This is a genomic window from Nocardioides sp. NPDC023903 (assembly GCF_040639295.1).
Taxonomy (GTDB): domain Bacteria; phylum Actinomycetota; class Actinomycetes; order Propionibacteriales; family Nocardioidaceae; genus Nocardioides.
Genome location: NZ_JBEZZS010000004.1, coordinates 44582 through 70572, shown reverse-complemented (window position 1 = coordinate 70572; position 25991 = coordinate 44582). Strand labels below are relative to the sequence as shown.

Genomic DNA, 25991 nt, shown 5'->3' with positions numbered 1-25991 from the left:
GCCAGTGACCAAGGAACGCATCGTCGTGCTCGACGGGGCCCGCACCCCGATCGGCAGCTTCGGCGGCCAGTTCAAGGACGTGCCGGCCCACCAGCTCGGCGCGGCGGCGGTCACCGAGGCGCTCCAGCGCTCCGGTGTGGCCGCTGCGGACATCGAGGAGGTCGTGATGGGCTGCATCGGCCAGGTCGGGCCCGATGCGTACAACGCCCGTCGGGTCGCCATCGAGGCCGGTCTGCCCGCGTCTGTCCCCGCGTTCACCGTCAACCGGCTGTGCGGCAGCGGGCTGCAGGCCATCTGGTCGGCCGCTCAGGAGATGCGCTGGAACGACCTCCAGGTCACCGTCGCCGGCGGTGACGAGTCGATGACCCGGATGCCGTTCTACGACTTCGGCGCCCGCAACGGCTACAAGCTCGGTGACCGGGACCTGGTCGACGGCACGGTCGCGATGCTCACCGACCCATTCGGCGGTGTGCACATGGGGGTGACCGCGGAAGCCGTGGCCGAGAAGTACGGCGTCTCACGTGAGGAGCAGGACGAGTTCGCGCTCCGGTCCCAACAGCGGTGTGCGGAGAGGGCTGCCAAGGCGGCCTTCTCGGAGGAGATCGTCCCCGTCGAAATCTCGGGACGTCGGGGCATCACTGTCGTCGACACCGACGAGCACCCCAAGCCGCAGACCACGCCCGAGGCGCTCGCTGCGCTGCGGCCGGCGTTCGCGAAGGGCGGTACGGTCACCGCCGGAAACGCCTCCGGGATCAACGACGGCGCCGCCGCTGTCGTGCTCGCGACTGAGTCGGCCGCTCGTGACCGGGGCGCGACCGGACTGGTCGCGCTCGAGCAGGTGGCGACCGCGGCGATGGAGCCGGGTCTGATGGGGTACGCCCCGACGCTCGCTCTGCGCCGTCTCTTCGAGCGCACCGGTCTCACCCCTGCCGACATCGACATCGTCGAACTCAACGAGGCCTTCGCCTCCCAGGCCGTCGCGGTCTCGCGTGACGTGGGGCTCTATCCCGAGCGCACCAACCCGTACGGCGGGGCGATCGCACTCGGTCACCCGGTCGGGGCGACCGGCGCGATCCTGTCGTTGCGAGTGGTCAAGCACCTGCGACGTACGGGAGGTGAGCTCGGCATCGTCACGATGTGCATCGGCGGCGGTCAGGCCCTCGCCGCGTTGTTCCGTCGCCTCGACTGATCGGAGGGCGCGACCCTGGAGTAATACCTCGAATCGAGGTATGGTCCGCGGTGTGAGCATCGTCGACGTCATGGTCCTCGGCTTCTTGGCCGACGGACCCCAGCACGGCTACGAGCTGCGCCGGAAGATCGAGCAGCTGTACGGCCACACCCGCCGAATCAGCGACGGCACGCTGTATCCCGCGATCGACCGACTCGAACGCAACAGCCATGTGGTCAAGCAGTCCGAGCCGGGGAGGGGTCGGGCCGGCCGACACACACTCACCCTCACTGACGCAGGCCGGACTCATCTGCTCGACGCGATCCGCGGCGCCGACGGCCACGACATCACCGACCAGAGCCGGTTCTTCGTCATCCTCAGCTTCCTGTCGCTGCTACCGGACCGTGCCGACCAGCACGAGGTCCTGCGTCGACGACTGTCGTTCCTGGAGACGCCGGCGAGCTTCTTCTACGACGGTGACCGCCCGGTTCGGGCCGAAGAGGTCGCCGACCCCTACCGACGCGGTCTCCTGCTGACCGCCCGTGCCACCAGCGCCGCAGAGCGGGCGTGGATCAGAGAGGAGATCGACTCGTGAACTCGAGCGAGACCATGCGAGCTGTCGTGCTGGAGGCGCCCGGGCCGGTGGAGGCCCTGCAGGTCCGGGACCTGCCCCTCCCGGAGCCCGAACCGGGCTGGGTGCGGATCCGGGTCAAGGCCTTCGGGCTCAACCGCTCGGAGCTGCACACCCGACTTGGGCTCGCCGGGGACTCCGTGAGGTACCCGCGCGTGCTGGGCATAGAAGCCACCGGCGTGGTGGATCTTGCGCCGGGTGGTGAGTTCGAGCCCGGGCAGCAGGTGATGACGATGATGGGTGGGATGGGACGTACGTTCGACGGCGGCTACGCCGAGTACACCTGCGTCCCCGCGGCACAGGTCATCCCGTTCCACTCCGACCTCGACTGGGCGACGTTGGGGGCCGTGCCGGAGATGCTGCAGACGGCGTACGGCTCCCTGACCGTCGGAGTCGACATCGAGCCGGGTCAGAGTCTTCTCATCCGAGGCGGCACCTCGTCGGTCGGAATGGCTGCAGCGGTGCTCGCGAAGCGGAGCGGCCTTCGCGTTCTCGCCACGACTCGGAGTGCGGCCAAGGCCGAGGCGCTCGAGGCGATCGGGGTCGATGACGTGCTGGTCGATGACGGCGACGTCGCGGCCCAGGTGCGGCGGCTGCTGCCTGAGGGAGTCGATGGAGCGATCGAGTTGATCGGTACGCCGACGCTCCCCGACACGCTACGGTCCACCCGCGTCCACGGCACGGTCTGTTTCACCGGGATGCTCTCGAACGTGTGGACCGTCGAGGAGTTCTACCCGATCGACTATCTCCCCACAGGAGTTCGGCTCACCGCGTACGCCGGTGAGGCCGACGATCTCCCGGCCGACGTACTCCAGGGCTTCCTCGACGATGTGGCCGCCGGTCGTGCAGTGGTGCCGATCGACACGACGTACGACCTCGACAGGATCCGCGAGGCTCACCAGCGGATGGAGGACGGAACGACCAGCGGGAAGCTCGTCGCGGTCGTCTGAAACGGCGTCGAACCTGTAGCGGGGTGTATTCGGCTGCGGACGAGCGGCGCGCGGGGCTAGTGTTTGAGCGTTCGCGGTCCGGTGAGAATGGGGGAGCCAGATGGCAGTGGAACTGCTGATCCTGGCCGGAGCGGTGGCGCTCGTCGCGGTCGTCGTCGTGGTCGCTGTCATAGCCCTCGTCGTGGTGCTGTCCGGTCGAGCCGAGCGAATCAACATTCAGCACAACGTCGGGGACATCGACCCCGGCATCTGATCCTCTAAGGTTGAACGACGTGGCAGACGAGATGGCGCGCAAGGACATCGAGGCAGGTTTGGAGACCCGCCATGAGTTGGGCGACGCGTTCGACGCAGAGCTGGTAGCCGGCTTCGCCGACCGCATCGAGAAGACCGTTCAGGAGCGGGTCGGCACCACTGCCGCCGCCCGCACCCTTGCCGAGCGCAACGAGTCGCGCACCTCGATCTTCCAGTTCGTCCTCGGCGCCGGCTCTGCCGTCGCCGGTATCCCGATCAGCATCACCCTCGGCGTCACCGACAACCTCGGCGCCCTGGTGATCTCCTGGGTCGGCCTCGTCGGCGTCAACGTCGCCCACGCGCTGCGTACGCGTAAGCGCTGACGGCGTTGGGGCGTTCCTTCGTCAAGGTATGCAGCCGAAGGAACACATCCCGTGCGGAACTCCGCCGAGAATGTGCGCCTTGACCCGCATACCCTTCGACAGGCTCAGGACACCGCCTTGACGAAGGAACACGACGTACGCCCATGCCACCTGCCGTCCACACTCCGGTTCGATCGGGAGTTATCCACAGGGCGGGGGATTGGGCTTTCCCGCTTCGAGCCGCAGCGTGAAGGTAGCGGCCATGGACGCACTTCACTACTTCATCGAGCGAGATGGCTTCTTCACGACCCAGATGGCGCTGGAGGTGGGATACGCGAAGCGGGACATCACTCGTATGGCACGTTCGGGCGAGTGGCACCGCATTCGTCGCGGCGCGTACGCGCCAGGCGCCATGTGGCTCGAGCTCGATCCGGTGGCACAGCATCAGGTCAGGGCTCGGGCGGTGATGCGATCGCTCGGCGACTCTGTTGCGCTGAGCCACGCCTCAGGCGTGGTTGCCCACGGCATCGATGTCTGGAACCTTCCGCTCGACCGGGTTCACGTCACCCGTCTCGACGGTGGTGCCGGCAGGATCGAAGGTGACGTCGTCCATCACGAAGGCTTCAGCCTGGGCCATGAGGTGGTGGAGGCCGACCGGATGAAGGCGATGCTTCCGGAGCGATGCGTGCTCGAAGCGGCATCTCGCGTCGACACGGAGGCCGCGTGGTGTCTGCTCGACGCCGGGCTGCGGAGCGGGACGTTCGATCGAGACCGCCTGGAGGCGGCGTACGGGATCATGCAGCACTGGCCGTTCATGCACCGAGTAAGAGGTCTGGTTCCGTTCGCGGACGGAAGGTCGGGCTCGATCGGAGAGTCGCGCGGAAAGCATCTGTTCCGCTCCTTCGGTCTACCGCAACCGGAACTTCAATACAAAGTACGCCGAGCCGACGGTTCGATCGCGGGAGTGACCGACTGGGCTTGGCCTGAGTTCGGACTATTGGGCGAGTTCGACGGACGGATCAAGTACGGCCGCCTGCTCAAACCGGGCCAGGATCCCGGCGATGTCGTCTTCGCAGAGAAGCGGCGTGAGGACGAGCTGCGCGAGATCACTGGCTTCTCGATGATCCGCTTGATCTGGAGCGACTTCGCCAACGCTGCGGCGACCGCGGCGCGCGTACGCCGGGCGTTGAACCTGTCGAAAGGTATGCAGACGAAGTAGCACATCCCGTGCGGAACTCCGCCGGGGATGTGGCGCTTGACCTGCATACCTTTACGAAGGAACCGCGCGCGCCGTAGAGAGATAGCCCCACGGGCGCGAGAACGACGGCCCGGGAAGGTAGGACTGCTCCAGACGGTCGAGGGTGAAGCCGGCGGCCTCGACGAGCCGCGGGATGTCGCGGGTGAGGTGGCAGCCGCCGAAGAGGCGTTGCTGGAGTCCGTCGAGGCGGTGCTGCCAGCGGGCGACGCCGGGGTCGGGGGAGAGACCGTGCTCGGCGAAGCCGATGGTGCCGCCGGGGCGCAGGACGCGGCGCAGTTCGGCGAGGGCGCCGGCGACATCGGGGATGGTGCACAGCGAGAAGGTGACCAGCCCCGTGTCGACCGAGGCGTCGCCGAGCGGGAGGCGGGCGCCGTCGAGCCCGACGCGGCTCACCGGGACCGATGAGCCCGAACGGCGCGTGGCCGAGAGCTTCCAGGCGACGTCGGAGGGCTCGACGGCGATGATCTCGGTGACCTCGGAGGGATAGAGGCCGATGTTGCTCCCGCTGCCGAAGCCGATCTCGACGACCTGGCCGCGGAGACCGTCACAGGCCTGCTCGCGCAGCGGCTCGAGCTGCGCGATGCCGCAGGTACGGTCCACGATGTGTGGCACCACCCGCGCTTCCCAGAGTCCCATGGAAGCTCACTCTTCCATCTCTCCGGTCCATTGGACACCGAGCAGCATCGAATCCTCGCCCTCGACGAGCGTGGTGAAGCCGATGCGGCGGTAGAACCCGATCGCGCGTGTGTTGGCGGCGGCGACGCCGAGGTGCGCGCCGCGTACGCCGGCGACGTGGAAGGCGCCGAGCATCATCCCGATCAGCTCCTTGCCGACGCCTTGGCCCTGGGCGCGGGGGAGCAGGTTGATGTGCAGGTGTGCCGGGAACTCGCTGAGGATCTCGCCGAGCATCCGCGGCGGGCGGTGGATCTGGGAGCGGAGCCGGGCGTTCCAGTCAGCGCGGTCGTGGTCGGGTCCCGGATCGGGGTTGACGACGCGAAGCGCGGGCCACCAGTCCTCCTCGCACTCCTTCTCGAAGGCACGGGTGAACGGGGTGCCGACTACGTAGCCCACCACGCCCTCGGAGTCGACCGCCACGAAGCCGAGCCCGAGACGCAGCACGATGTAGGGAGCGGCGTAGATGTTGCCCAGCAGTCGGGGGTCGTCGTAGAACTCGGTGGCGTCCTCGCCCGATGCGCCCGTGAGCAGGCAGATCGAGAAGATGTCGTCGAGGTCGTCGGCGGTGGCCCGCCGGATCTCAGGAGTTCCCATGGGCCAACCTCACCATGACCCGCTTCCGCCGACGACATACCCCCGGGACATCGCGTTTCACTAGCGGTCTCCTCCTGGTGCCGCCCAGCCGAACAACCTCGGGCAAACCTCAGCGTGGCGTGTGGATGCTCACGTGCCTTCGTGCACGTGGCCGGTAGCCTTGCAGGCATGAGCGTACGACGGGTGATGGGCACGGAGGTCGAATACGGAATTTCCGTGGCCGGACAGCCCCAGGCCAACCCGATGGTGGCGTCCTCGCAGGTCGTCAATGCGTACGCATCCTCGACATTGAAGGCGAGGAGAGCGCGCTGGGACTTCGAGGAGGAGTCACCGCTGCGCGACGCGCGCGGCTTCGACATGTCGCGTCAGGTGGCCGATCCCAGCCAGCTCACCGACGAGGATCTGGGGCTGGCCAACGTCATCCTCACCAACGGCGCCCGGCTCTACGTCGACCACGCCCACCCGGAGTTCTCCTGCCCCGAGGTGACCAACCCGCTGGACGCGGTGCGCTGGGACAAGGCCGGCGAGCAGGTGATGCTGGATGCCTCCCGCGCCGCCGCGCGGCTGCCGGGCAACCCGCAGATCCACCTCTACAAGAACAACACCGACAACAAGGGTGTCTCCTACGGTGCGCACGAGAACTTCCTCATGCGCCGCTCGACCGCGTTCGCCGACATCGTCAAGCACCTGACCCCGTTCTTCGTCTCCCGGCAGGTCTTCGCCGGCGCCGGACGGGTCGGGATCGGCCAGGAACGCCCCAAGCACGGGTTCCAGATCTCCCAGCGCGCCGACTTCTTCGAGGTCGAGGTCGGGCTGGAGACCACGCTGAAGCGGCCGATCATCAACACCCGCGACGAGCCCCACGCAGACCCGGAGAAGTACCGCCGACTCCACGTGATCCTCGGCGACGCCAACCTCGCCGAGATCTCGACGTACCTCAAGCTCGGGAGTACGTCGCTGGTGCTCGCCATGATCGAGGACGGCTACATCACGCGCGATCTCAGCGTGGACGGTCCGGTCTCGGCGCTGCGCGCGGTCTCTCACGACCCGTCGCTGAAGACGCTGATCACGCTCAAGGACGGTCGCAAGCTGACCGGTGTCCAGCTGCAGATGGAGTATCTGGACCTGGCCAAGAAGTTCGTCGAGGAGCGCTACGGCTCCGACGCGGACTACCAGACCAAGGACGTCCTGGAGCGCTGGGAGTCGGTGCTCGACCGCCTCGAGCGCGACCCGATGGAGTGCGCCACAGAGCTCGACTGGGTCGCCAAGTACAAGCTCCTCCTCGGCTACCGCGACCGCGATGGCCTGGAGTGGGACGACCCCAAGCTCCACCTGATCGACCTGCAGTACGCCGACATCCGCCCCGAGAAGGGCCTCTACCAGCGCCTCGTCCGCGCCGGGCGGATCCAGCGCCTGCTGACCGACGACCTGGTGGAGAAGGCGATGCACGAGCCGCCGACCGACACCCGGGCCTACTTCCGCGGCCGCTGCCTGGAGAAGTACTCCGAGAACGTCGCCGCGGCCTCCTGGGACTCGGTCATCTTCGACCTGCCCGGCCGCGAGTCGCTGCAGCGGGTTCCGACCATCGACCCGCTGCGAGGCACCAAGAAGCACGTGGGTGGCCTGCTCGACTCCTCCGACACCGCCGTCGACCTGTTCAACCGGCTGACCGGTTCCTGAGCTCGATCGCGACTCGTGCCACATCTCGGCCCAACGTTCGACTTCTGCTTCCTCCCGTAGCGAAATCGGGCATTGTTTCCTCAGGTTTGTCGGTGCTAGTGGATAGGTTGAAGACATGGCACAGGAGCAGAAGCAGCCGAAGAAGTCCTCCGAGACGGAGGAGTCCGTCGAGACCGCGCCCGAGACCGATGTGAATGAGCGCAAGGAAGCGCTTGACTCCGACGTCGACGACATCCTGGACGAGATCGACGACGTCCTGGAGACCAACGCCGAGGACTTCGTGAAGTCCTTCATCCAGAAGGGCGGGCAGTAGTAGATGTCCGAATCCCGTATCCCGGCTGCCTACATGACGCCGGGCACCTCGTCCTTTGCCGATTTTCTGACGGCCCAGTCCCCGGAGCTGCTCCCGCGACGCGACGCCGTTCCGGGCAATCTGAACGACATCGCCCCGCACGGCACCACGATCGTCGCGGCCACCTTCCCCGGTGGCGTGATCATCGCCGGTGACCGGCGGGCGACCCAGGGCAACCTGATCGCCGAGCGCGACATGCGCAAGGTCTTCCCGTCCGACGAATACTCCGCCGTCGGCATCGCCGGCTCAGCGGGGCTCGCGGTCGAGCTGGTCAAGCTCTTCCAGACCGAGCTGGAGCACTACGAGAAGATCGAGGGCACCACGCTCTCGATCGAGGGCAAGGCCAGCCGGCTCTCCGCGCTCGTCCGGGGCAACCTCCCGATGGCGATGCAGGGCCTGGTCGTCGTGCCGCTCTTCGTCGGGTTCGACCCCGAGGCCGGCGAAGGAAAGATCTATGGGTACGACCCGACCGGCGGCCGCTACGAGCAGACCGGATACTCCGGCGTCGGCTCGGGCTCGCTGTTCGCCAAGGGCGCCCTCAAGAAGCTCTACCGGCCCGACCTCGACGAGGCCACGCTGGTCGCGGTCCTGATCCAGGCGCTCTACGACGCGGCTGACGACGACTCGGCCACCGGCGGCCCGGATCTGTCCCGCAAGCTGTTCCCGCTGGTCCACGTGATCACCGCGGACGGTGGGCGCACGCTGCCCGACGCCGACGTCGCGGCCGTTGCCGAGGCCGTCATCACCGGGAGGCTCCAGCGGCCCGACGGTCCCATCGCCGAGCTGGAGGGTGGCCGATGAGCACTCCTTTTTATGTCTCACCCGAGCAGCTGATGCGCGACCGCGCGGACTTCGCGCGCAAGGGCATCTCCCGGGGTCGGGCGCTGGTCTCGCTGCAGTACGCCGACGGCATCGTGTTCGCCTCCGAGAACCCCTCGGCGGCGCTGCACAAGGTGAGCGAGATCTACGACCGGATCGCCTTCGCCGCGGTCGGGCGCTACAACGAGTTCGAGAACCTCCGCATTGCGGGCGTGCGGCTGGCCGACATGCGCGGCTACGCCTACGACCGGCGCGACGTCACCGGTCGTGGCCTGGCCAACGCCTACGCCCAGACCCTCGGCACGATCTTCTCCTCTGGCGGGGAGAAGCCCTACGAGGTCGAGCTCTTCGTCGGTGAGATCGGTGACTCCGCCGAGGACGACCAGCTCTACCGGCTCACCTACGACGGCCAGGTCGTCGACGAGCACGGCTTCGCCGCCATCGGCGGTGCCGCTGAGGCCGTCGGCGGCTACCTCAAGGAGCGCTACACCGAGGGCGCCTCGCTCGAGGACGCCATCAAGCTGGCGGTCGCCGCGCTGGGTCACACCGACACCGACGACCGCGAGATTGCCGCCAAGGACCTCGAGGTCGCGGTCCTCGACCGCAACCGCACCCAGCCGCGGAAGTTCCGCAGGATCCGGCCGGCGACGCTGGTCGACATTCTCGGTTCGGACGTCGCGACCCCGGAGGTCGAGGCAGCCAAGCCTGCCGCCGTCGAGCCGCCCGCCGACAAGCCAGCAGAGAAGCCGGCCGAGAAGCCGGTCAGTGAGGCGCCGCTGGCTCCGCCGGCCGACGACGACGGTGAGCCGCCGATCGCCCCGCCGCTCGACTGACACCAGAAGCCGGGGAGTCTCAGGCGCACCCGGTGCGCTTGAGACTCCCCGGCTTCGCTCCATATCCGATCTACGCGAGACCGGCGACGGCGATGAGGATCAGCACGACCCCGGCGACCGCCGGCGCGGCGAGGCGCTCGCCGAGGACCGCTGCGGCAGCGACGGAGGCGGCGACCGGCTCCATCAGGCTGGCCACGGTGGCGGCGCTGCTGGGCGTGGTGCGCAGCCCGGCATAGAGCCGGCCGTACGCCAGCGCCATCGTCGCCACGCCCAGGTAGACCAGCCAGGCCCACACGGTCGCGGAGGGCGAGACGAGCGGTCCGCCGCCGAGCAGCGCCAAGGGAGTGAGGGCGAGGCCCCGACGCCGGTGGCGCCGGCGGTCACCAGCAGTGGGCTGCGCTGCTGAACGAGCGGGCGCCCGACCGCAGTGGTGAGCGCGTACGCAGATCCGGACGCGATCGCGAGCAGCACCCCGGTCACGGGCCGGTCGCCGCCGACCCCGCTGCCGGCGTATGCCGAGGCCAGGACGAGCCCAGTCAGCGCCGTCGCCAGCACCACGAGCTGCCGGCCGGTCGGCCGCTGACGTGACGCGATGGCCTCGCCGGCCAGCAGAATCGCCGGAGCGATCCCGAGGCTGACGACGGTGGACACGGTCACTCCGACCGCGACCACGGAGGCGAAGTAGAGCGCTTGGTAGAGGCCGGTCGCGACACCGACGACCACCGTGCGGAGGTCGAGGCGAAGGTCGCGCAGGCGGCCGACGAGGGCAAGGACGGCGAGCAGTAAGACTGCGGCGATCAGCATGCGGTATGCGCTCACCGTGAGCACCGACATCGGCGTGATCGTGCGGACGATCTGGAGGACGAGGCCGCCGGTGCCCCACAGGACACCGGCGAGGCAGATCTGAACGAGCCCGAGACGGGCGGAGAGAGAGGACATCGAAGAGGTGCTCCAGGTTCGACAAGACGGATGGGCAGCGTCTGGAGCACGCCAAAAGAGAGCCGATCCGCGCTCTCAGCGGCAGATCGGCGAGGCCGCTCCGGTCAGGCGACCGGCGGCGGAAGCAGGCCGAGATGCTTCGAAGTCATGGCCCGAAGTGTGCCACAGGCCCGAGGCCGGGATCCCGCTGTCTCGGTGTGATGCCCTGTGTCAGCCGATCTGGTCCGAGAGCGAGACGACGATGCCCTCGGGACCGCGGACGTACGCCATCCGCACGATGTCCTCGTAGACGCCGACTCCGCCGACCAGCCCGTAACCGTCCTTCGCCAGCTCCGCGAGGACCGCGTCGAGGTCGTCGACCTGGAAGCAGACGTTGCGCAGGCCCAGGACGTTGGCCATCGCCTCGGGTGAGCCGGGCAGGTGGTCGGGACGTACGAACCGGGCGAGCTCGAGGGTGGTTCCGCCGCCCGGCGGGCGCAGCATCACGACCTCGCAGCGTGCGCCGGGGATCCCGCAGACCGTGTCGATGAACTCGCCCTCGACGAATGTACGTCCCTCGATCTCCAGGCCCAGGCCGACGAAGAACTCCGTGACCAGGTCGATGTCGGCGACGGTGATGCCGATGTGGTCGAACTTCAACAGGTGTGTCATGAATGCCATCCTCGTACTGTGCTCGTCGTTTGGCGGGTGCCTTCGACGAGGGAACGAGGCCGGCGCGCCGATCTCTACATGCTCAGCGACAAAAGAATCCGAGTCCCGTGGTCAGTGACCGGTGAGCTGACCGGTCAGCCGCTCGTGTCGGTCGGCGCTGGACGCGTTGAGGCCGACGATGCGTACGGACTTGTTCTTGGTCGCGTACTTGTGGCTGATCGCGTCGAGCGCCGCGACCGTGGAGGCGTCCCAGATGTGGGAGTCGGAGAGGTCGATGACGATCTCGTCGGGGTCGTCGGCGTACTCGAACTGGGTGTAGAGGTCGTTGCTGGAGGCGAAGAAGAGCTCGCCGGTGACCCGGTAGACGGCCCTCAGGCTGCCGTCGGCGCCCTCGACGAGCTCCCGGTGCGTCTCGGTCAGGTGGGCGACGCGGCGCGCGAAGAGGGTCATCGCGACCAGGACCCCGACGATGACGCCGATCGCGAGGTTGCGGGTCGCGACGGTGACCGCGACGGTCGTGAGCATCACCGCCGACTCCGAGAGCGGCATCCGCCGCAGGGTGGCGGGCCGGACCGAGTGCCAGTCGAAGGCGCTGACCGAGACCATGATCATCACCGCGACCAGGGCGGCCATCGGGATCAGTGCGACGGTGTCGCCGAACCCGACGACCAGGACGAGCAGGAAGACGCCGGCGAGGAAGGTCGACAGCCGCGTACGGGCGCCGGAGACCTTCACGTTGATCATCGTCTGACCGACCACCGCGCAGCCGCCCATGCCGCCGAAGAAGCCGGTGATCAGGTTCGCGAGACCTTGCGCACCGGCCTCGCGGGTCTTGTCGGAGTGGGTGTCGGTTATGTCGTCGACGAGCTTGGCGGTCAGCAGCGACTCGAGCAGGCCGACCAGCGCCATCCCGAGGGCATACGGGGCGATGATCTGCAGCGTGTCGAGGGTGAGAGGTACGTCGGGCAGGAACCAGGTCGGCAGGCTGTCGGGCAGCTTGCCCTGGTCGCCGACGTTCGGCACGTCGACCGCGCCGATGACGGTGAAGGCGGTGAGCGCGACGATCGCCACCAGCGGGGCAGGAATCACCTTGTTGATCCGCGGGAACCCGACGATGACGGCGATGCCCACGGCGATCATCGGGTAGACCCCCCAGGGCACGTCGACCATGTGGACGATCTGCGCCTCGAGCACGAGGATCGCGAGCGCGTTGACGAAGCCGACCATCACCGAGCGGGGGAGGAAGCGCATCAGCCGGGCCACCCCGGCCAGCGCCAGCGCGATCTGGATCAGGCCGCCCAGGAGCACCGTCGCGATCAGGTAGTCGTAGCCGTGGTCCCGCATCACCGGGGCGATCACCAGCGCGACCGCGCCGGTGGCCGCCGAGATCATCGCCGGCCGTCCGCCCAGGAACGAGATGGCCACGGCCATGGTGAAGGACGCGAACAGTCCGACCCGCGGGTCGACCCCGGCGATGATCGAGAACGAGATCGCCTCGGGGATCAGCGCGAGCGCGACGACGAGGCCCGCCAAGACCTCCGTACGCAGCAGCCGCGGCGAACGCAGCGCCGCGAGGACGCCCGGCTCGTTGCTCGCGGAGGACGAAGGCAGGGGTGAGGGCACGAGCCGCAATCCTAGGGCTGGCCGCACTCGTCACCGGCTTCGTGAGCGATGTGAGGTTCGACCCTTCCGGCGCCGGCTCGCGGTCCGCGTGCCGGTGGACGGCGCGCCCCGCCGTGTCGTACCTCTGAACACCTCCGGAGTGACCGTCGACCGTCTAGGGTTTCAGGTATGGACAGGCGCATCTTCGGCATCGAGAACGAGTACGGCGTGACCTGCACGTTCCGCGGCCAGCGGCGGCTGAGCCCGGACGAGGTGGCCCGCTATCTCTTCCGCAAGGTCGTGAGCTGGGGCCGCAGCTCGAACGTGTTCCTCAGGAACGGCGCGAGGCTCTATCTCGACGTCGGCTCCCACCCCGAGTACGCCACGCCCGAGTGCGACGACGTGGTCTCGGTCGTCACCCACGACAAGGCGGGGGAGCGGATCCTCGAGGGGCTGCTCCTCGACGCCGAGCAGCGGCTCCACGACGAGGGCATCGCCGGCGACATCTACCTGTTCAAGAACAACACCGACTCGGCCGGCAACTCCTACGGCTGCCACGAGAACTACATGGTCAGCCGGGCCGGGGAGTTCTCCAAGCTCGCCGACGTGCTCATCCCGTTCCTGGTCACCCGCCAGCTGATCGTCGGCGCCGGCAAGGTCACCCACACCCCTCGGGGTGCCGGGTTCGCGGTCTCGCAGCGTGCCGAGCACATCTGGGAGGGCGTGTCGTCGGCGACGACGAGGTCCCGGCCGATCATCAACACCCGCGACGAGCCGCACGCGGACGCCGAGAAGTACCGGCGCCTCCACGTCATCGTCGGTGACTCGAACATGTCCGAGACCACCACGATGCTCAAGATCGCGAGCTGCCACCTGGTGCTGCGGATGATCGAGGAGGGCGTCGTCATGCGGGACATGACGATGGAGAACCCGATCCGCGCCATCCGCGAGATCGCCCACGACCTCACCGGCCGCCGCAAGGTGCGGCTGGCCAACGGTCGCGAGGCCAGCGCGCTGGACATCCAGAACGAATACCTCTCCAAGGCGCGCGAGTTCGTCGACCGCCGCGAGATCACCGACCCGACCATGATCGCCGCCCTCGACCTGTGGGAGCGCGGCCTGAAGGCGATCGAGTCCGACGACCTCTCCCTGGTCGACCGCGAGATCGACTGGGTGATCAAGTGGAAGCTGATCGACCGCTACCGCGCCAAGCACGGTCTTCCGCTGGGTCACGCGCGGGTCGCTCAGCTCGACCTCGCCTACCACGACATCCACCGCAACCGCGGCCTCTACTACCTGCTGGAGAAGAAGGGCGCGGTCAAGCGGGCGACCACCGACCTGAAGATCTTCGAGGCCAAGTCGGTGCCGCCGCAGACCACCCGTGCCCGGCTCCGTGGCGAGTTCATCAAGAAGGCGCAGGAGCGCCGCCGCGACTTCACCGTCGACTGGGTCCACCTCAAGCTCAACGACCAGGCTCAGCGCACCGTGCTGTGCAAGGACCCGCTCAAGGCGTACGACGAGCGCGTCCAGAGGCTCATCGACGGGATGTAGAGACCAAGCCCGAGGAAACACTGTGGGGTGGCTTCGCTGCGGGGCAACCACCGGGCGGATATGGTGTGCTCCGCTGTCGTCTATCTCTATTTCACGTCACGAAGGTTTGCACTGTGCCCACTGCTCCTCGGCCTCGTCTGCGCCACGCGCTGAGCGCGCTGGCCGTCACCCTGCTCATCCCGGCTCTGGTCGCCTGCGGCGGCGAGGAGAAGACGGGGTACGGCGACGAGACCGTCTCCGGCTTCGACGGCGCCACGGTCTCGGCCTCGGTCGACAAGGCGCCCACGCTGAAGTGGAAGTCTGCGATCGCCTACCCCAAGGACCCCAAGGTCAAGACCCTGACCGAGGGTGAGGGTGAGGAGATCCCGAAGGACCGCGGCGTGTTCGCCAAGATCTACATCGGCAACGCCACCACCCTGGACAAGGAGTGGGCCTACGAGAGCCAGGCTCCCGAGGGTGAGGAGCTCCCGGCGGAGAAGCCGTGGAGCACCATCTTGAAGGGCGCCAAGGTCGGCGACCGGATCGAGGCCATCGTCGGCTCGGCCGACCTGCTCGGCGAGGGTGGCAACCCGCAGATGGGCATCGGCAACCACGACACGCTGTTGGTCGTCGTCGACGTGGTCAAGCCCGCCGCCGACAAGACGCCGAAGGACGTCGACGCCTCCGAGTTCCCGAAGGTCGTCGAGAAGAACGGCAAGCCGACCGGGTTCGACTTCACCGGCATCGCCAAGCCGAAGGCAGACGACGGGCTCAAGCGGGCCATCGTCACCGAGGGCGACGGCGAGGAGATCACCACCGACCAGACGGTCACGGCCAACTACCTCGGCATGACCTACGGCGCCAAGAAGCCGTTCGACGAGAGCTTCAGCAAGGAGGCCGTGCCGTTCGCCCTCAACCAGGTGGTCGCGGGCTGGACCAACGGCCTGGAGGGCGTCAAGGTCGGCAGCCGTGTTCTGCTGCAGATCCCGCCGGAGCTGGGCTACGGTTCAGAGGAGAAGCCGGGCCAGGGCGGCACACCGGGGATCCCGGCCAACAGCACGCTCTACTTCGTCATCGACGTCGTCAAGGCCGAATCCACCCCGGCTCCGCAGTAGAAGAGTCTCTAGGGGGAGAACACCGTGGCGGCGGGTAAGACCGAGCGGTTGATGAACCTGCTCATCATGCTGCTCGTGCAGCGTGACAACGTGTCGAAGGAGCGGATCCGCGAGGTCCTCTACCCGTCGTCCCACGGTGAGGCGTTCGAGAAGATGTTCGAGCGCGACAAGGAGGAACTGCGCAGCCTCGGTGTCCCGATCGAGACCGGGGTGATCGACTCCTTCTTCGAGGACGAGATCGGCTACCGGGTCAGCCCCGAGCAGTTCGCGCTGCCGCCGATCACCCTCGAGGCCGACGAGCTCGCGGTGGTCGCCCTGGCCACCAAGGTCTGGGAGAACGCCTCGATGGCGGAGGCGACCACGGAGGCCGTACGCAAGCTCAACGCCGCCGGACTCGAGACCGACGTCTCGGCGCTGGAGATCGTGCAGCCGCGGCTGGCCGCGGAGGAGGGTTCCTTCGACGTCTTCGTGGCCGCGACCCAGGACCGGCAGATCGTCGAGTTCGACTACCGCGGGTCACGGGCGGCCGAGCCGTCCCACCGGCGTCTGCAGCCGTGGGGCGTGGTGCGCTACTCGGGCCGCTGGTACGCCGTCGGCCATGACGTCGACCGCGACGACACCCGCATCTTCCGGCTCTCCCGCGTCCTGGGGGAGGCTCGGGCGGTCGGCGAGTTCGATGCCTTCGAGGTGCCGGCCGAGGTCGACGTACGCGATATCGCACGGACCCTGGCGCCGGCGCCGCCCGCGGGGAAGGCCGTCCTGCTGCTGCGGCAGGGGAGCGGCTACACCCTTCGCAGGGCGGCCGACTCCACCGAGTCCGGCGTGACCGGGCCCGATGGCCGCGACGACTGGGACCGCGTGGTGCTGACCCGGGTGCCCGCCGACCTGGTGGGAGCGGTGCTGGGCCACGGCGCCGACGCCTATGTCGAGGAGCCCGAGGACCTCCGCCGCGAGGTCGCGACGCGGCTGGAGCAGCTGGTGGCGCGCCTGGACGGAGCCGCACGATGAGCGTGACGGGTGCGAGCGGTGCCAAGGGGCAGGTCGGGCGTCTGCTGACGCTGGTGCCCTACCTCTACTCCCAAGAGGACGACGTACGCCTCGACAAGGCGGCCGCGGACCTCGGCGTCGAGGAGAAGCAGCTGGTCAAGGACCTGCAGGTGCTCTTCATGTGCGGCCTGCCCGGCGGCTATCCCGACGACCTGATCGACGTCGACATCGACGCGCTGACCGAGCCCGATGGCGACCGGGTCATCCGGATCTCCAACGCCGACTACCTCGACCGCCAGCTGCGGCTCACCCCGATCGAGGCCACCGCCGTGATCGTCGCGCTGCGCGCGCTGCGGGGCGGAGCGGTGAGCGCGGAGACCAAGGAGGTCGTCGACCGCACGCTCGCCAAGCTCGAGCAGGCGGCCGCCGAGGGCGCCGCGGCGAGCGTCGACCCCGGCGAGGAGCCGGTCGACACCTCGCTCGTCCAGATCCATGCCGCGATCGCGACCGCGATCGACCAGGGCCGTCAGGTACGCATCGACTACTGGGTCCCGGCGCGCGACGAGGAATCCTCGCGGGTCATCGACCCGCGGGCGCTGGTATCGATCCGCGACATCGAGTATCTCGACGCCTGGTGCCACACGGCGGAGGCGCCGCGCAGCTTCCGACTCGACCGGATCAGGGGTGCCCAGGTGCTCGACACTCCGGTGGCCACCGACCCAGAGGACGGCGCGAGCGCCGAGGACGCGGCCGGGCTGCTGGAGCGTACGGACTACGGCACGGTCGTCCGGGTGCGGCTGGCTCCCGACGCTCGGTGGGTCGGTGAATACTACTCGGTGATCGACCCGGTCGAGCTGTCCGATGGCGGGCTCGAGGTGGGGCTGCGAGTCTACGACCAGCGCTGGCTCACCCGCTTCCTGCTCCGGCTGGCTCCCTATGCCGAGCTCGTGGCTGACGACGCCCGTAGGGCGCAAATGAGCACAGAGTTCACTGAATCGTTTGCCGCGTCTGCGCGGCAGGCACTCGGCCTGTACCGTACGGGCGCGTAGACTTCTGGCGTTCCCCCTAGACGTAGATGAGGTAGTTCATGTTCACTCCATTGATCGGTATGCCGCAGGGAGCCGAGTGGCTCATCATCTTGGCGATCGTCATCCTCGTCTTCGGTGCCGCCAAGCTTCCTGAGCTCGCCCGCGGCACCGGTCAGGCGCTGCGTATCTTCAAGACCGAGACCAAGGGTCTTCGCGACGAGGACGAGAAGGAGAAGGGCGACAAGGCCGAGAAGCCGGCCGAGCTGACCGCCTCCGAGCAGGAGCGGATCGCCGAGCTCGAGCGTCGTGAGGCCGAGATCAAGGCCGAGCGCGAGCGCCTCTCCGGCAACTGAGGCCGACCTTGTCCATCGCCGGTGTTGTCGCGATCTTCCGCGGCACCCCCAAGCACCCCATCGGCGACGACGGCCGGATGGCTCTCTCCGACCACCTGCGTGAGCTCCGCGCGCGGGTGATCAAGGCGTCCCTGGCCCTGGTCGTCGGGTTCGTCGTCGCGCTGTTCTTCTTCGAGCAGCTCTTCGATCTGGTCATGGACCCGTACCTCAAGGCCGTCAAGATGATGGACCAGGAGGGCGGCGCTGCCTCGCTGAGCTCCGTCAACGGCGCCGCGGGCGGCTTCATGCTCTACCTGAAGCTGTGCGGTCTGGCCGCGTTCATCGGCACCGCGCCGATCTGGCTCTACCAGATCTGGGCGTTCCTGATGCCCGGCCTGCACGCCCACGAGAAGAAGATGTCGAGGATCTTCGTGGCCGTTGCCGGCCCGCTCTTCCTCCTCGGTGTCCTGCTCGGCTACGTCACCCTGCCCAAGGGCCTGGAGATCCTGTTCGCCTTCGTCCCAGACGGCCTGACCAACATCGTCGAGTTCAGCGAATACCTCAGCTTCCTGAGCCGTACGCTGCTGGTCTTCGGCATCGCCTTCGAGATCCCGGTCTTCGTGATCCTGCTCAACCGGATCGGGGTCCTGCCCGGTGCCGCCCTGGGCAAGTACCGCGCCTGGATCATCGTCGGCTCTTTCGTCTTCGCCGCCGTCGCGACCCCGTCGGGTGACCCGTTCACGATGACGATCATGGCCGGCCCGATGGTCGTCCTCTTCGGGATCTCCGAGGTCATCGCCCGGGCGCACGACAGGCGGAAGGCCAGCAAGCGCAAGGACATGATCGGGGATCCTGACGTCCCGTCGGTGATCTAGGACCGAGGCCGTCGCCATCGGGCGACGGCTGCGCGCCGCCGCGACGACGGCCACGGTCCACTAGTCTTCACCGGGTGACGCGTCAGATCGCCCTGCTCGCCAACCCCACCGCCGGCCGTGGCCACGCCGACCAGATCCTCGATGCGGTCACCGCGAGGCTGGCGGCCTCGGGGGCCGTGGTCGATCACCTGATCGGTGACGACGCCGAGCATGCTCTCGAGCTGGCCCGGAAGGCGGCTGCCGACGGGGTCGACACGGTCGTGACCCTCGGCGGTGACGGCATGGTCCACGTCGCCGTCCAGGCGCTGGCCGAGACCGAGGTCAGCCTCGGCGTCGTCCCGCTCGGGACCGGCAACGACTTCGCACGAGCGCTCGGGATCCCGGCCGGAGACCCGCTCGCCGCCGCAGACGTGGTCATACGCAACCACCCCCGTCGCATCGACCTCGGTCGCAGCGGGGACTCCTGGTTCGCGACCGTCCTGGCCGCCGGGTTCGACGCAGCGGTCAACGAGCGGGCCAACGCGATGAGGTGGCCCCACGGCGACCTGCGCTACACGCTCGCCGCGCTGTCGGTGATCCGCAACTGGAAGCCGGTGCCCTACCGCCTCGAGATCGAGGACGCGACCGGCGCGATCACGGTCCGCGAGCAGGAGGCGATGCTGCTGGCGATCGCCAACACCGAGTCGTACGGGGGAGGCCTGCGGATCGCGGCGGAGTGCGACCCCGCCGACGGCCTGCTGGACGCCATCCTCATCAAGCCGGTCTCGCGGCTGGAGTTCCTGCGTGTCTTTCCTGGCGTACGCCAGGCCAAGCACCTCACCCATCCGGCCTTCGAGCGCATCCGCGCCCGCCGGATCACTGCCTCCGCTCCGGGCGTGATCGCCTACAGCGACGGGGAGCGCCTCGGGCCGCTGCCGCTCGACGTCGAGTGCGTCCCGTCCGCTCTCGGCGTACTGGTGCCGCCGCGCGCGTGATTGTCGGTGTCGGTCGATAGGCTCGGGTCCATGGACGCCTCGCCAGCGGAGAAGTACGCCGCTTTCAAGCGTGACAAGGACTACCCCGTCTTCCGGGACTTTGCCTCGCTCTACGACTTCGGGCTCGACGACTTCCAGATCGAGGCGTGCAAGGAGATCGAGGAAGGCAAGGGCGTCCTGGTCGCCGCGCCGACCGGGTCTGGCAAGACGATCGTCGGTGAGTTCGCCATCCACCTGGCGCTCGCGACCGGTCGCAAGGCGTTCTACACCACCCCGATCAAGGCGCTCTCCAACCAGAAGTACAACGACCTGGTCAAGCGCTACGGCCCCGACCAGGTCGGCCTGCTGACCGGCGACAACGTCGTCAACGGCGAAGCGCCGGTCGTGGTGATGACCACCGAGGTGCTGCGCAACATGCTCTACGCGGGTTCGCACACCCTGATGGGTCTCGGGTTCGTGGTCATGGACGAGGTCCACTACCTCGCCGACCGCTCCCGCGGCGCGGTCTGGGAGGAGGTCATCATCCACCTGCCCGAGTCCGTCGCGGTCGTATCGCTGAGCGCCACCGTCTCCAACGCCGAGGAGTTCGGCGAGTGGCTCACCACGGTGCGTGGTGAGACGTCCACGATCATCGAGGAGAAGCGGCCGGTGCCGCTCTACCAGCACGTGATGGCCGGCCGGCGGATCATGGATCTGTTCGCCTCCTCCGATGTCGACGCGGCGGCCGGGTTCGTCAAGGAGGGCGCCCCGGTCAACGGCGAGCTGATGAGGCTGGCGCGCGACGACTGGGCGGCCGGACGGATGACGGACCGGCGTACGCCCAAGGACAAGCGCAAGGGCAACGGAAACCGGCGCGTGGGCAACGGGCGGCGCGTCTGGATCCCGTCGCGCGTGGAGGTCATCACCGCCCTGCAGCGCGACAACCTGCTCCCCGCGATCAACTTCGTCTTCTCCCGGGTCGGCTGCGACGCCGCGGTGGGCCAGTGCATCCAGGCAAACCTGCGGCTGACCACGCCTGACGAGCGCGACGAGATCATCGCCTACGTCGAGGAGGCCTGCGCCGACCTGCCCGACGAGGACCGCCACGTCCTCGGCTACCACGACTGGATCGACGGCCTCAGCCGCGGCGTCGCCGCCCACCACGCGGGGCTGCTGCCCGCGTTCAAGCAGGTCGTCGAGGAGCTGTTCCTGCGCGGACTGGTGAAGGCCGTCTTCGCCACCGAGACGCTCGCGTTGGGCATCAACATGCCCGCCCGCACGGTGGTCATCGAGAAGCTCTCGAAGTGGAACGGCGAGGCCCACGTCAACCTCTCGCCGGGGGAGTACACCCAGCTCGTCGGCCGCGCCGGCCGGCGTGGCCTCGATGTCGAGGGCCACGGGGTCGTGCTCTGGCAGCAGGGACTCAACCCGCGTGAGCTCGCCGGCCTCGCCTCGACGCGTACCTATCCGCTGCGGAGCAGCTTCAGGCCGTCCTACAACATGGCGGTCAACCTGGTGCACCAGTTCGGCCGGGCGCGCTCGCGCGAGCTGCTGGAGCAGTCGTTCGCGCAGTTCCAGGCTGACAAGGCGGTCGTCGGGCTGGCCCGCCAGGTGCGCAAGGCGGAGGACGCGCTCGAGGGCTACCAGGAGGCCGCGACGTGCGACCGCGGCGACTTCATGGAGTACGCCGCGATCCGCCGCAAGATCTCCGACGTCGAGAAGTCGTCCTCCCGCGAGCGGCGTGCCGACCGGCGCGAGGAGATCATCGAGTCGCTCTCGAAGCTGAAGATCGGTGACGTGATCGACGTGCCGACCGGCAAGTTCGCCGGCTATGCCGTCATCCTCGACCCGGGTTTCGATCCCGACGGGCCGCGCCCCTACGTGATCACCCAGGACCGGCAGGCCCGGCGCCTGGCGATGATGGACTTCAACGTGCCGATCGTCGCCCAGGCCCGGCTGCGGGTGCCGAAGTCGTTCAACGGCCGCAACCCGCAGATGCGCCGCGACATGGCCTCGCGGCTGCGGGAGAAGACCCTCGACCTGCGTCCGGTGCCCTACGAGGGGTCGCCGACCTCCCGCAAGGAGCGCAAGAGCTCGGTGGAGACCCAGATCTCCGAGCTGCGGCGCGAGCTGAAGATGCATCCCTGCCACGACTGCCCCGACCGCGAGGACCACGCCCGCTGGGCGGAGCGCTGGTTCAAGCTCTCGCGCGACACCGACACGCTGCGCCGCCGGGTGGAGGCGCGTACGAACACCGTCGCGCGCACCTTCGACCGGGTCTGCGATGTGCTGGTCGCCCTCGACTACCTCGAGGGCGAGACGGTCACCGAGCGCGGCACCCACCTGATGCGGCTCTACTCCGAGATGGACCTGGTCGCCGCCGAGGCGCTCCGCGAGGGGCTGTGGGACGACCTGACCCCGTCCGAGCTCGCCGCCGCCCTCTCGGTGCTGGTCTACGAGGCCCGTCGCTCCGACGACGCCACCCCACCCCGCCTCCCCGGCGGCCGGGTCAAGGACGTCATCGCCGAGACCGTGCGGCTGTGGGGCCAGCTCGACGCCCTCGAGCGCGACCACAAGCTCGACTTCCTCCGCCAGCCCGACCTCGGCTTCGCCTGGGCCGCCTACCGCTGGGCCGAGGGCGACGAGCTCGACGACGTCCTCAGCGAGGTCGAGCTCGCCGCCGGCGACTTCGTCCGCTGGGTCAAGCAGCTCATCGACCTCTGCGGCCAGGTCGCCGACGCCGCCGGCGACGTCCCCCTGCGTCGTACGGCCCGCCAGACCATGGACCTCATCAAGCGCGGCGTCGTCGCCTACTCCTCGGTGGTGGAGTAGAAGTTCTGCCGATCTGATCCGCGTCGGTCTCGTCGTCGCTAGGTTTCCGCCGTGGAGAGAAGACAGATGGCGATCGCGTACGTCGGTAGGACCTGGATCGCGGCGGGGACCGCTGCCGTGGTCCTTGCGCTCGCAATCTGGGGCGTCGGGTTCGCGCTCATTCGGGGAACTGTCAACGGACCTGCGTACGGCGCTGCGATCGTTCTGGCGGCTGTCATCAGCGCTGCGCTCCTCTTCGGCAATCGTGCGTGCTTGAGCCGGACCGCCGAGGGACTGCATCTGGTGGCGCCGTTCGGAAGGCGCACCGTTCGGTGGGCTGACATCGCGGAGGTCGATGTCATCCTCGGCGGTCAGTGGGTGCGATGCCGTGATTCCGAGGGCCGGATCAGCCTTGTGCTGGCATCGTCCGCCTGGCATCCGCGTACCAGTGGCCGTGTCCGGCGCGACAATGTGAACTTGGCGGCCAGCCTTCAGACGGGGATCACTGCTTTCTGAGGCGCAGGTGAGGGCTCGGTTGGCAGTCGGTGAGCCCGGTGAAATACGATGGGCGGGTGGATGTCTCTCCCTACGATGCCCTGCTGTTCGTCTCTTTCGGGGGGCCGGAGAAGACCGAGGACGTGGTGCCGTTCCTGGAGAACGTGACCCGGGGCCGGGGGATCCCGCGCGAGCGGCTGGTCGAGGTGGGGCAGCACTACTTCGATCGCGGCGGTAAGTCGCCGATCAACGACCAGAACCGGGCCTTCCTGGCGGCGCTGCGCAGCGACCTGGCGGAGAACGGGATCGACCTGCCGGTCTACTGGGGCAACCGCAACTGGGACCCCTACCTGAGCGATACGGTCGCGCAGATGCGGGCCGACGGGATCAAGCGGGCGGCGGTCTTCGCGACCAGCGCCTACTCGTCCTACTCCTCGTGCCGGCAGTACCGCGAGAACCTCTTCGAGGCGTGCGACAACGCCGGCGGGGTCGACCAGACGCCGGTGCTCGACAAGCTCCGGCGCTACTACAACCACCCGGGCTTCGTGGCACCCGTCGTCGACGGCGTGCTCGCCTCTCTCGAGGACCTGCCCGAGGACGAGCGTGATGGTGCGCGGATCCTCTTCGTGACCCACTCGATCCCGACCTCGATGAACGACAACGCCGGCCCCGACGGCAACGCGTACGTCGCCCAGCATCTCGACGTCGCCAAGGTGATCGCCGAGCAGGTCGCGCAGCGGCGCGGGGTCACCCACGAGTGGGACCTCGTCTACTGCAGCCGATCCGGCGCGCCGCACATCCCGTGGCTCGAGCCGGACGTGAACGACCACCTCCAGGACCTGGCGGGCAAGGACGTCTCCGCTGTCGTGATGTGCCCGGTCGGCTTCGTCTCCGACCACATGGAGGTCGTCTACGACCTCGACACCGAGGCCATGGCCACCGCTGAGAAGCTCGGCATCCACGCCCGCCGCAGCCCGACCGCGGGGGAGGACCCGCGCTTCGTGGCCGCCGTACGCGAGCTGCTCCTCGAACGCGCCGCCGCAGAGCGCGGAGGGGCCCCTGAGCGGCCCACCGTGGGTGACCTGGGCCCCGGGCCCGACCGCTGCCCGGCAGGCTGCTGCTTCAACCAGCGCTCGCCGCTGCCGACCCTCTCGGGGGAGGACTCGCCCCAGTACTCCGAGTGATCAGCCCCGGCATAGGGTCGGCCCCATGACAGAGCATCCAGCGTCCCCGCCCGCACCCAAGCCCGGAGACCTGCTCGCGCTCGCGGTGGCGACTGCCCGCGCGGCCGCCGATCTCGTCCGTGAGCGGGCCGCAGGCGTGGTCGAGGTGGCGGCCACCAAGTCCACCGCGACCGATGTGGTCACCGAGGCCGACCGGGACACCGAGGCGTTGATCCGGCGGCTGATCTCCCAGGAGCGTCCGGAGGACGCCTTCTTCGGGGAGGAGGGCGAGGAGACGCTGGGCACCAGCGGCGTCCGCTGGATCGTCGACCCGATCGACGGCACCGTCAACTTCCTCTACGGTCTGCCGAGCTACGCGGTCTCGATCGCAGCCGAGTACGCCGGCGAGGTCGTCGCCGGCGCGGTCGTCGACGTGCCCCGCGGCACCCTCTACGCCGCCTTCCGGCAGCCCGACGGATCGGTCGCCGCGGTCAAGAACGGCGAGCCCATCGGCGTACGTCAGCCCGCCGAGCTCGGGCAGCGGCTGATCGCCACCGGCTTCTCCTACGATGCTGAGCTCCGCCGGGTTCAGGCCGAGGCGCTGGTGCGGCTGCTTCCCGTCGTACGTGACGTTCGTCGCATTGGTTCGGCGGCCCTGGACATCTGCGGGGTGGCCGAGGGAACCCTCGACGGCTACCTCGAGGAGGGGCTGCATCTGTGGGACCATGCCGCGGCCGGCCTGGTGGCGGAGGCCGCCGGTGCTCGATGGGAGGCGACGACCGGGGTCGGCGGTCGCCGGTTCGTGATCGTCGCACCAGCCCACGGCTACGATGAACTACGGAAAGCGGCTGTTCAGGCCGGTTTTCTGCCAGTTGACTCGCTCCCGGGTGTCGTACCCGACTGAAAGCCGCTGGTTGATGTAGATCTATGACCGGCCGGGGGCCGGGAAGGTCCCGGAGCCCCGTCGGTACAGCCGCGTTCACCCACCCGAAACTCACTGCTCATCTATCCCCGTGATAGGGAATACCGCCAGATGACAGAACGTTTCGGCGACGCGGATCCGGTTGAGTGTGCGAAATCCGCATTGATGGTGCACAATCACGGGCCGTGCCGCTGCCCTCGGGGGCGCGCGGGGGGACTGAAGATGAGTGAGAAGGGGAGTGGCGCATATGGCGACGGACTACGACGCACCGCGTAAAAATGAAGAGGACCAGTCCGAGGAGAGCATCGAAGAGCTCAAGGCTCGTCGTCACGACAAGAACTCGGGCAAGGTTGACGAGGACGAGGCCGAGGCGGCTGAGTCGTTCGAGCTCCCGGGAGCCGACCTCAGCCATGAGGAGCTCGCGGTCGAGGTCAAGCCGAAGCAGGAGGACGAGTTCACCTGTATGAGCTGCTTCCTGGTTCACCACCGCAGCCAGCTGGCTGACGAAAAGAAGATGATTTGCTTTGACTGTGCGTAGCACAGTCAAAAGCCGCCGAGTCGGCGGGTTTGCATAGCTTGCGCTAGCAAGCGCTCTGTGCAAACGCGCCGACTCGGCGGAAAGCCCGACGCAAGCCGGGCAAAAGGGGAGAAGGCCGCACGGATTCCGTACGGCCTTCTTTGCTATCTCAGGATCTGCTGACTCAGGACCCGTCCTTCTCCAGCTGCTTGGGCAACCGACCGACCGACTTCACGTAGTAGTTGGCCGCGCGGCGCTGGGCGAACATCCGCGCGAGCGCAACGGTGGCGCCGGTCGCAGCCGACCAGAGCACGGCCTCCAGGAGGCGTACGTCGGGGTCGGCGGGGTTGGCCGGAGGCTTGCGTCCGGTGGACGCCTTCCAGCCGGAGGAGAGGACCTTGTTGGTGACCTTGGCGGCCCCGATTCCGCTGACGAGGGCCATGATCGCCCAGACCTTGTCAGCCTTGTCGGCTTTGTCAGCCTTGGTGGACTTGGACATACCTCGAGCCTAGGCCATG

Annotated in this window: 28 protein-coding genes and 1 pseudogene; 22 read left to right on the top strand and 7 right to left on the bottom strand. The window is 68.3% G+C overall.

Features of this window, described 5'->3' with window-relative positions; all coding sequences use genetic code 11:
• The first annotated feature begins 4 nt into the window (after positions 1 to 4).
• The 6 genes from AB0F44_RS06820 (at position 5) to AB0F44_RS06795 (ending at position 4561) form a co-directional block, all read left to right on the top strand.
• Positions 5 to 1189 carry a thiolase family protein gene (locus AB0F44_RS06820; protein WP_357353869.1) on the top strand — a complete coding sequence of 395 codons (1185 nt, stop codon included), beginning with the start codon at positions 5 to 7 and terminating at the stop codon, positions 1187 to 1189.
• Between the two features lie 52 nt (positions 1190 to 1241).
• Entirely contained in the window at positions 1242 to 1763 is a 522-nt protein-coding gene (locus AB0F44_RS06815) for a PadR family transcriptional regulator (protein ID WP_357353867.1), read from the top strand.
• Entirely contained in the window at positions 1760 to 2749 is a 990-nt protein-coding gene (locus AB0F44_RS06810) for a zinc-binding dehydrogenase (protein WP_357353865.1), read from the top strand. The genes AB0F44_RS06815 and AB0F44_RS06810 overlap by 4 nt, the downstream gene beginning before the upstream one ends.
• A gap of 100 nt (positions 2750 to 2849) precedes the next feature.
• Entirely contained in the window at positions 2850 to 3002 is a 153-nt protein-coding gene (locus AB0F44_RS06805; protein ID WP_357353863.1) for a hypothetical protein, read from the top strand.
• A 19-nt stretch (positions 3003 to 3021) separates the two neighbouring features.
• Entirely contained in the window at positions 3022 to 3363 is a 342-nt protein-coding gene (locus AB0F44_RS06800; protein ID WP_357353861.1) for a hypothetical protein, read from the top strand.
• 241 nt (positions 3364 to 3604) lie between these two features.
• Positions 3605 to 4561: a type IV toxin-antitoxin system AbiEi family antitoxin domain-containing protein gene (locus AB0F44_RS06795; RefSeq protein WP_357353859.1), complete on the top strand. Its 957-nt coding sequence runs from the start codon at positions 3605 to 3607 to the stop codon at positions 4559 to 4561.
• A gap of 51 nt (positions 4562 to 4612) precedes the next feature.
• On the opposite strand, the gene AB0F44_RS06790 is transcribed toward AB0F44_RS06795, so the two are convergent.
• Together AB0F44_RS06790 and AB0F44_RS06785 are read right to left on the bottom strand one after the other, a co-directional pair.
• Positions 4613 to 5236: a class I SAM-dependent methyltransferase gene (locus AB0F44_RS06790; RefSeq protein WP_357353857.1), complete on the bottom strand. Its 624-nt coding sequence runs from the start codon at positions 5234 to 5236 to the stop codon at positions 4613 to 4615.
• Between the two features lie 6 nt (positions 5237 to 5242).
• The gene (locus AB0F44_RS06785; protein WP_357353855.1) at positions 5243 to 5869 is read right to left on the bottom strand and encodes a GNAT family N-acetyltransferase; all 627 of its coding nucleotides are present in this window, start codon (positions 5867 to 5869) and stop codon (positions 5243 to 5245) included.
• 168 nt (positions 5870 to 6037) lie between these two features.
• Here AB0F44_RS06785 and dop point away from each other — a divergent pair, with 168 nt between their 5' ends.
• The 4 genes from dop (at position 6038) to prcA (ending at position 9553) form a co-directional block, all read left to right on the top strand.
• Entirely contained in the window at positions 6038 to 7549 is a 1512-nt protein-coding gene (dop, locus tag AB0F44_RS06780; RefSeq protein WP_357353853.1) for a depupylase/deamidase Dop, read from the top strand.
• Positions 7550 to 7664: 115 nt separating this feature from the next.
• Complete coding sequence (locus AB0F44_RS06775; protein WP_008356645.1) at positions 7665 to 7862, top strand: ubiquitin-like protein Pup; 198 nt, start codon at positions 7665 to 7667, stop codon at positions 7860 to 7862.
• 3 nt (positions 7863 to 7865) lie between these two features.
• Entirely contained in the window at positions 7866 to 8702 is an 837-nt protein-coding gene (gene prcB, locus AB0F44_RS06770) for a proteasome subunit beta (RefSeq protein WP_357353851.1), read from the top strand.
• Entirely contained in the window at positions 8699 to 9553 is an 855-nt protein-coding gene (gene prcA / locus AB0F44_RS06765) for a proteasome subunit alpha (RefSeq protein WP_357353849.1), read from the top strand. Before prcB ends, prcA begins: the two co-directional genes overlap by 4 nt.
• A gap of 70 nt (positions 9554 to 9623) precedes the next feature.
• On the opposite strand, the gene AB0F44_RS06760 is transcribed toward prcA, so the two are convergent.
• The 4 genes and pseudogenes from AB0F44_RS06760 to AB0F44_RS06745 form a co-directional block, all read right to left on the bottom strand.
• Complete coding sequence (locus AB0F44_RS06760; protein ID WP_357354176.1) at positions 9624 to 10436, bottom strand: DMT family transporter; 813 nt, start codon at positions 10434 to 10436, stop codon at positions 9624 to 9626.
• Positions 10406 to 10492, bottom strand: a pseudogene (locus AB0F44_RS06755) (hypothetical protein); the annotation flags it as partial. The pseudogene AB0F44_RS06755 and the gene AB0F44_RS06760, both read right to left, overlap by 31 nt.
• A 210-nt stretch (positions 10493 to 10702) precedes the next feature.
• Complete coding sequence (locus AB0F44_RS06750; protein WP_357353847.1) at positions 10703 to 11143, bottom strand: VOC family protein; 441 nt, start codon at positions 11141 to 11143, stop codon at positions 10703 to 10705.
• A 111-nt stretch (positions 11144 to 11254) separates the two neighbouring features.
• On the bottom strand, positions 11255 to 12766 hold the full coding sequence (locus AB0F44_RS06745) for a SulP family inorganic anion transporter (protein ID WP_357353845.1): 1512 nt from the start codon (positions 12764 to 12766) through the stop codon (positions 11255 to 11257).
• A gap of 168 nt (positions 12767 to 12934) precedes the next feature.
• Between AB0F44_RS06745 and pafA the strand changes: the two genes are divergently transcribed.
• The 12 genes from pafA (at position 12935) to AB0F44_RS06685 (ending at position 25494) form a co-directional block, all read left to right on the top strand.
• Entirely contained in the window at positions 12935 to 14296 is a 1362-nt protein-coding gene (pafA, locus tag AB0F44_RS06740) for a Pup--protein ligase (RefSeq protein WP_350658726.1), read from the top strand.
• Between the two features lie 113 nt (positions 14297 to 14409).
• Positions 14410 to 15390, top strand: a complete 981-nt coding sequence (locus AB0F44_RS06735) for an FKBP-type peptidyl-prolyl cis-trans isomerase (RefSeq protein ID WP_357353843.1) — start codon at positions 14410 to 14412, stop codon at positions 15388 to 15390.
• 24 nt (positions 15391 to 15414) lie between these two features.
• Complete coding sequence (locus tag AB0F44_RS06730; RefSeq protein ID WP_357353841.1) at positions 15415 to 16398, top strand: WYL domain-containing protein; 984 nt, start codon at positions 15415 to 15417, stop codon at positions 16396 to 16398.
• Positions 16395 to 17426: a WYL domain-containing protein gene (locus AB0F44_RS06725; protein WP_357353839.1), complete on the top strand. Its 1032-nt coding sequence runs from the start codon at positions 16395 to 16397 to the stop codon at positions 17424 to 17426. Before AB0F44_RS06730 ends, AB0F44_RS06725 begins: the two co-directional genes overlap by 4 nt.
• A gap of 38 nt (positions 17427 to 17464) precedes the next feature.
• The gene (gene tatA, locus AB0F44_RS06720; RefSeq protein WP_141804833.1) at positions 17465 to 17758 is read left to right on the top strand and encodes a twin-arginine translocase TatA/TatE family subunit; all 294 of its coding nucleotides are present in this window, start codon (positions 17465 to 17467) and stop codon (positions 17756 to 17758) included.
• A gap of 8 nt (positions 17759 to 17766) precedes the next feature.
• Entirely contained in the window at positions 17767 to 18612 is an 846-nt protein-coding gene (gene tatC / locus AB0F44_RS06715; protein WP_357353837.1) for a twin-arginine translocase subunit TatC, read from the top strand.
• 74 nt (positions 18613 to 18686) lie between these two features.
• The gene (locus AB0F44_RS06710) at positions 18687 to 19586 is read left to right on the top strand and encodes a YegS/Rv2252/BmrU family lipid kinase (RefSeq protein ID WP_357353835.1); all 900 of its coding nucleotides are present in this window, start codon (positions 18687 to 18689) and stop codon (positions 19584 to 19586) included.
• A 30-nt stretch (positions 19587 to 19616) separates the two neighbouring features.
• Positions 19617 to 22397 carry a DEAD/DEAH box helicase gene (locus AB0F44_RS06705; protein WP_357353832.1) on the top strand — a complete coding sequence of 927 codons (2781 nt, stop codon included), beginning with the start codon at positions 19617 to 19619 and terminating at the stop codon, positions 22395 to 22397.
• A 66-nt stretch (positions 22398 to 22463) separates the two neighbouring features.
• Positions 22464 to 22892: a PH domain-containing protein gene (locus AB0F44_RS06700; RefSeq protein ID WP_357353830.1), complete on the top strand. Its 429-nt coding sequence runs from the start codon at positions 22464 to 22466 to the stop codon at positions 22890 to 22892.
• Between the two features lie 56 nt (positions 22893 to 22948).
• Positions 22949 to 24055: a ferrochelatase gene (locus tag AB0F44_RS06695; RefSeq protein WP_357353828.1), complete on the top strand. Its 1107-nt coding sequence runs from the start codon at positions 22949 to 22951 to the stop codon at positions 24053 to 24055.
• Positions 24056 to 24080: 25 nt separating this feature from the next.
• Positions 24081 to 24938, top strand: coding sequence for an inositol monophosphatase family protein (locus tag AB0F44_RS06690; protein ID WP_357353826.1), 858 nt, complete (start codon positions 24081 to 24083; stop codon positions 24936 to 24938).
• A gap of 265 nt (positions 24939 to 25203) precedes the next feature.
• Positions 25204 to 25494: a DUF4193 domain-containing protein gene (locus tag AB0F44_RS06685; RefSeq protein ID WP_040755057.1), complete on the top strand. Its 291-nt coding sequence runs from the start codon at positions 25204 to 25206 to the stop codon at positions 25492 to 25494.
• 163 nt (positions 25495 to 25657) lie between these two features.
• Here the strand turns inward: AB0F44_RS06685 and AB0F44_RS06680 are convergent, their stop codons facing one another.
• Entirely contained in the window at positions 25658 to 25972 is a 315-nt protein-coding gene (locus AB0F44_RS06680) for a DUF4235 domain-containing protein (protein WP_350658717.1), read from the bottom strand.
• Positions 25973 to 25991: the final 19 nt, after the last annotated feature.

Coding starts and splice junctions, on each gene's coding strand:
- dop (WP_357353853.1), top strand. CDS start 6,038: ATGAGCGTACGACGGGTGATGGGCACGGAGGTCGAATACGGAATTTCC.
- AB0F44_RS06775 (WP_008356645.1), top strand. CDS start 7,665: ATGGCACAGGAGCAGAAGCAGCCGAAGAAGTCCTCCGAGACGGAGGAG.
- pafA (WP_350658726.1), top strand. CDS start 12,935: ATGGACAGGCGCATCTTCGGCATCGAGAACGAGTACGGCGTGACCTGC.
- AB0F44_RS06805 (WP_357353863.1), top strand. CDS start 2,850: ATGGCAGTGGAACTGCTGATCCTGGCCGGAGCGGTGGCGCTCGTCGCG.
- AB0F44_RS06690 (WP_357353826.1), top strand. CDS start 24,081: ATGACAGAGCATCCAGCGTCCCCGCCCGCACCCAAGCCCGGAGACCTG.
- AB0F44_RS06700 (WP_357353830.1), top strand. CDS start 22,464: ATGGCGATCGCGTACGTCGGTAGGACCTGGATCGCGGCGGGGACCGCT.
- AB0F44_RS06785 (WP_357353855.1), bottom strand. CDS start 5,869: ATGGGAACTCCTGAGATCCGGCGGGCCACCGCCGACGACCTCGACGAC.
- AB0F44_RS06750 (WP_357353847.1), bottom strand. CDS start 11,143: ATGACACACCTGTTGAAGTTCGACCACATCGGCATCACCGTCGCCGAC.
- prcA (WP_357353849.1), top strand. CDS start 8,699: ATGAGCACTCCTTTTTATGTCTCACCCGAGCAGCTGATGCGCGACCGC.
- AB0F44_RS06705 (WP_357353832.1), top strand. CDS start 19,617: ATGGACGCCTCGCCAGCGGAGAAGTACGCCGCTTTCAAGCGTGACAAG.
- tatA (WP_141804833.1), top strand. CDS start 17,465: ATGTTCACTCCATTGATCGGTATGCCGCAGGGAGCCGAGTGGCTCATC.
- AB0F44_RS06790 (WP_357353857.1), bottom strand. CDS start 5,236: ATGGGACTCTGGGAAGCGCGGGTGGTGCCACACATCGTGGACCGTACC.
- AB0F44_RS06795 (WP_357353859.1), top strand. CDS start 3,605: ATGGACGCACTTCACTACTTCATCGAGCGAGATGGCTTCTTCACGACC.
- AB0F44_RS06685 (WP_040755057.1), top strand. CDS start 25,204: ATGGCGACGGACTACGACGCACCGCGTAAAAATGAAGAGGACCAGTCC.
- AB0F44_RS06725 (WP_357353839.1), top strand. CDS start 16,395: ATGAGCGTGACGGGTGCGAGCGGTGCCAAGGGGCAGGTCGGGCGTCTG.
- AB0F44_RS06680 (WP_350658717.1), bottom strand. CDS start 25,972: ATGTCCAAGTCCACCAAGGCTGACAAAGCCGACAAGGCTGACAAGGTC.
- prcB (WP_357353851.1), top strand. CDS start 7,866: ATGTCCGAATCCCGTATCCCGGCTGCCTACATGACGCCGGGCACCTCG.